This is a genomic window from Borborobacter arsenicus (assembly GCF_003934165.1).
GTDB lineage: Bacteria > Pseudomonadota > Alphaproteobacteria > Rhizobiales > Rhizobiaceae > Pseudaminobacter > Pseudaminobacter arsenicus.
In genome coordinates this window covers 1-3,841 of sequence record NZ_RKST01000074.1, presented here as the reverse complement: position 1 = coordinate 3,841, position 3,841 = coordinate 1, and the positions used below count along the sequence as shown (strand labels likewise).

The window sequence follows — 3,841 nt, the reverse complement described above, 5'->3', positions numbered from 1 at the left end:
ACACCACATGGGCGATGATCTGCGGCGGGAAACGATGGCGCTTGTAGCTGATGGGTGAGGTGCTCATGCGCGTGCGTCTATCGCGCTGAACCCTCTCAAGAAGTTACCGTGACATCTCCGTGTGGCGTTACGTGTTTGGCCCGCAGCGTTGGCATGGTTTCGGCCGCTGCCTTCACGTAGGCGGCGAGCTTGAAGCGGACCCCCGAGGCGCTGAGCGGCTCGCCATAGCGGTTGACGAACAGCCGCTGGTCGGGTGCCCGTGGTTGCCGTTCAAGCAGCTTCTTCAGCAGCATGACGGTTTCCGGCCAGAGCGGGCAGATACGTTCCTTTCGGCCCTTGCCGGTCAGACGCACGCAGCCCGGGCTTTCGAACCGGAATGCTTCCGGGCACAGGTCGAGCGCTTCCTGTATTCGTGCGCCGCTGTTGTAGAGGAACGAGAGCAGCGTATGATCCCGCATGCCCTCAACGGTCGAACGATCTGGCTGAGCGAGGATCGCCGTCACTTCCGCCGGATCCAGATAGCTCGGTTCCGACACCGGAGCGCGCTTGATCGGTATGTTGAGGATTTCCACGCATTGCGCGATCGATCCGGGATCCCTGGTCGCCACGAAGTGGAAGAAGCTGCGGATCGCGGCAAGCCGGCAGTTGCGCGTGCCGATCGTACCGCCACGGTCATGTTCGGCGTGACTGAGGAATGCGGCGATCTCGCTGGCGGCCAGATCGGCCCGCGCGATCATAGCCACCTTCTTCCCAGTGCGCTGGGCGACGAACCGGAGCAACAACCGCCAAGTATCGCGGTATGATCGAACCGTGTGGATAGACGCGTTGCGCTGCTCGACCAGCCATTCGTAGAAGAACGCGCGCATCAGGTCCGGGAACCGGTCAACCTTGCTCATGGCCGCATCTCCTGCCCCAGGTTGAGGCACGGCGCGCCAATCGCCCGGAACCGTTCATTTGCGTAATGCAGCAGGTCCTGCGTGACGGTGATGTAGACCAGGGTAGAGTTGATATCTCGATGACCAAGGTAGGTCGCGAGGAACGGCAGGCGATCCTGTGGATTGATGCCCGTCCGGTACCATTCGAGGATCCTGTTCACAACCATCGAGTGGCGCAGGTCATGAACGCGAGGCCCTGTTTTTCCTCGCAATGGCTTCAACCCCGCTCGGCGTATAACGTCGGCGAGCAACCAGGTGATCATTTCCGGCGTGTAATGGCCGTCGCCTCGCTCGTGCCAGAACAGGCCGGAGCGCGTGTCCTGTGATCCACCGGCACGCCGCCGCGCATCGATATAGGCACGAAGCTCGACTACAACACTGTCGGGTAACGGCAGAATCCGGGTCTTGAAGAACTTGGTCTGCCGGATGGTTATCGTACCGTCCTGCAGGTCAACGTCACCAAGATCGAGACGGGCAAGCTCGCCACGCCGTAAGCCTGCGCAATAGGCCAGCAGCAGCATCGTGTACATGCTCAGCGGCCGAAGCGGCACCCGTGGAGATGAATAGGTGCGGGCAACCTCGAGCATCCGCCGCACGTCCACAGGCGAGTAGATATGGGGCTTTCGCCATAGCTTGGCGGCCTCTTTCCTCGGTCTCGGGTCCGGTCGCCGCACAGGTATCGATGGGTCGCGGTGACGAAGGATTTTCGCAAAGACGCGCTTGAGCTTTTCGCATTCCTCCGCGTGGTGACGCGTGACCTTCGTTGCCGCCCATCGATCGATCATGGCGCTCAGCGGTTCGACTTCCGGTCCCGGATGCAACTGCAGGAACCGGTCGAACCGCAAGAGCAACAGGGCTGCGAAGTGTATTTGTATCCTCTGCGCCGCATCATCGCGACATGCTCGGCCATCATTTCGCCCAGCATGCTGCCGAACGGCCTGGGCTGGCGCAGTTCTGCAAGAGCCTGTTCCGGATCCCGCGACGCCAATGCTCGCCAGATTGGCATGCACTGCTTGATATTGCACTCATCGCGCAGAGCGACGACGGGATTGCGTTCGATCGCGCCGGTTTCCAACAGATGTTCAAGGAACCGGTCAACGATGCGGGTGCGGTGCAAGAGCGTGGACCGCGCTCGGCGAACGGCTGATTCTCGTAGCCAGGCCAGCAGCACTTCCTGACCGAGTGCATCGTAACGTTCGGCGACATCCTGGAAGCCATGCAAGACCTGCCGATAACAGGCTCGGCTTTTCATGCTGCGCAGATCAAGGCTCACGACATGGCGGCCAATGATCGCGCGATCGGGGTCCGGCCAGCGGGCGGCGGTCATGCCAGCACCTCCATTCCCGGTACGTCAAGCGCGATGGCCCTGAGATCCTCGGTGGCAAGCTTTAGGTAGGGAGCCGTCGATCCTGTCGAACGGTGCCCCAGCACGTCGCCGATGACCTTTTGAGGCACCGCGACCCGCAGCATCTCAACCGCGCGCGCATGACGGAAGATATGCGGTCCACACTTACCAGGTGGTTGAACGCCAGCGTCACGGAGTCGCCGGCGAACCACGCTGTAAAGCTTGTCGAGCTTGCGATAGGGCGCGCGCGTGCGGAGGAAGATTTCCCTGGCGTTGGTCATGGGCCGCCCGGAACGCAGATAAGCAAGCACTGCTTCACCGACCGGCTCCATCAGGGGCAGCGATGTGCTGGCTCGCGTCTTGTGGTGGCGAACATGGATGGCTCCCGTCCGCCAGTCGATATCCTCGATCCGCAGATTGCGGATTTCTCCAGACCGTAGCCCATATGTTGCAAGGAGTTGCAGGATCGCATGGTCCCGCAGCCCCGCCGATGTCTCGTCCTTCTTCACGCACTCCAGCACAGCGGCGATCTGGTCACGGTCCAGGACTGACGGTACTCCTTCGTATGCATAAAGCGTCGGTGCTATCACGTGCCCTGACAGGTCGGTTGTGACGCGACCCGTGATGTGGAGGTATCGCAGCAGCGAGCGAAGCCGCTCTGCGACAGACTTCAGCGAGCAGCGCGTCAGTTTCGGCGCGCGCAGATCCATATAACGGTCTACGTCAACGACACTCAGCCCCGCCAAGCCGCCGCTTCCGTGATCGATCTGCCAGGCAAGGAAGTTCCGGGCTTCCCACAGTAACGCTGCGACGCTGGAGCAAGCCAACCCGCGTTCCTGACGCAGCCAGATTTCGTATTCGTTGCATATTGCAAATCGGGCAACATCGGCCGCGCAGGTAGGCTCGATAGCTGGTGGCCAGTGACCGTGAGCTAGCCGCAACAGGGCATGAATCCCGGAGCGCGGAACCTCATGCCAGCGTGCGCTGGGACGTCGACCACGCTCCTTTTCGAACTTTACGATCGCGTGCCGCAGGTATTGCTCTACCTGCACGTCGATCACGTCAGCGACCGGGATGCCCCGCTGTCCCAGATAATCGAGAAATCCAGATGCGTAGGTGCAGTAGTTCCTCACCACGACCGGGCTGTATTGCTGACTGATAAGCGAGGAATTGAGTGCGGCAATTAGTTCGTGACGGCTATCGGGCATTGGCAGGTCCTCTGTTGGTTGATTGACCCGCAGAGGTTCGGCACCGAATAATGCAAAGCAAGTCGATCCGAAAACGGCGAGAATCCGCCGATCAGGCCGCGCTCCTCCGCATTATGGGGACCTCGTGATTAGTCAAAGCCCAGAAGAACGACGACCGAGACGCCGAGGGGATCGCCGAGGCTGCGTCGCGACCGACAATGCGTTTCGTTGAACTTAAGAGCCAGGAGCAGTTGGGGAGATGTCACGGTAACTTCTTGAGAGGGTTCAGCGCGATAGACGCACGCGCATGAGCACCTCACCCATCAGCTACAAGCGCCATCGTTTCCCGCCGCAGATCATCGCCCATGTGGTGT

Annotated in this window: 4 protein-coding genes; all 4 read right to left on the bottom strand. The window is 60.9% G+C overall.

From position 1 onward, the window contains the following. Positions 1-95: 95 nt before the first annotated feature. The 4 genes from EET67_RS25090 to EET67_RS25080 are packed head-to-tail and all read right to left on the bottom strand — an operon-like array spanning position 96 to position 3,488. A complete protein-coding gene (locus tag EET67_RS25090; RefSeq protein ID WP_245451245.1) occupies positions 96-896 on the bottom strand; it encodes a tyrosine-type recombinase/integrase in 801 nt (266 codons plus the stop codon). Beyond that, positions 893-1,720, bottom strand: coding sequence for a tyrosine-type recombinase/integrase (locus EET67_RS26310; protein WP_245451244.1), 828 nt, complete (start codon positions 1,718-1,720; stop codon positions 893-895). The genes EET67_RS25090 and EET67_RS26310 overlap by 4 nt, the downstream gene beginning before the upstream one ends. A gap of 5 nt (positions 1,721-1,725) precedes the next feature. Next, a complete protein-coding gene (locus tag EET67_RS26305; protein ID WP_245451243.1) occupies positions 1,726-2,262 on the bottom strand; it encodes a hypothetical protein in 537 nt (178 codons plus the stop codon). Further along, positions 2,259-3,488 (bottom strand): site-specific integrase, encoded by a 1,230-nt coding sequence (locus EET67_RS25080; RefSeq protein WP_128628886.1) that lies wholly within the window; start codon positions 3,486-3,488, stop codon positions 2,259-2,261. Before EET67_RS25080 ends, EET67_RS26305 begins: the two co-directional genes overlap by 4 nt. Between the last annotated feature and the right edge of the window lie 353 nt (positions 3,489-3,841).

Bases quoted from the DNA above. Each gene is read 5' to 3' on its own strand.
- EET67_RS25090 (WP_245451245.1), bottom strand. From the start codon at position 896: ATGAGCAAGGTTGACCGGTTCCCGGACCTGATGCGCGCGTTCTTCTAC.
- EET67_RS26310 (WP_245451244.1), bottom strand. From the start codon at position 1,720: ATGATCGATCGATGGGCGGCAACGAAGGTCACGCGTCACCACGCGGAG.
- EET67_RS26305 (WP_245451243.1), bottom strand. From the start codon at position 2,262: ATGACCGCCGCCCGCTGGCCGGACCCCGATCGCGCGATCATTGGCCGC.
- EET67_RS25080 (WP_128628886.1), bottom strand. From the start codon at position 3,488: ATGCCCGATAGCCGTCACGAACTAATTGCCGCACTCAATTCCTCGCTT.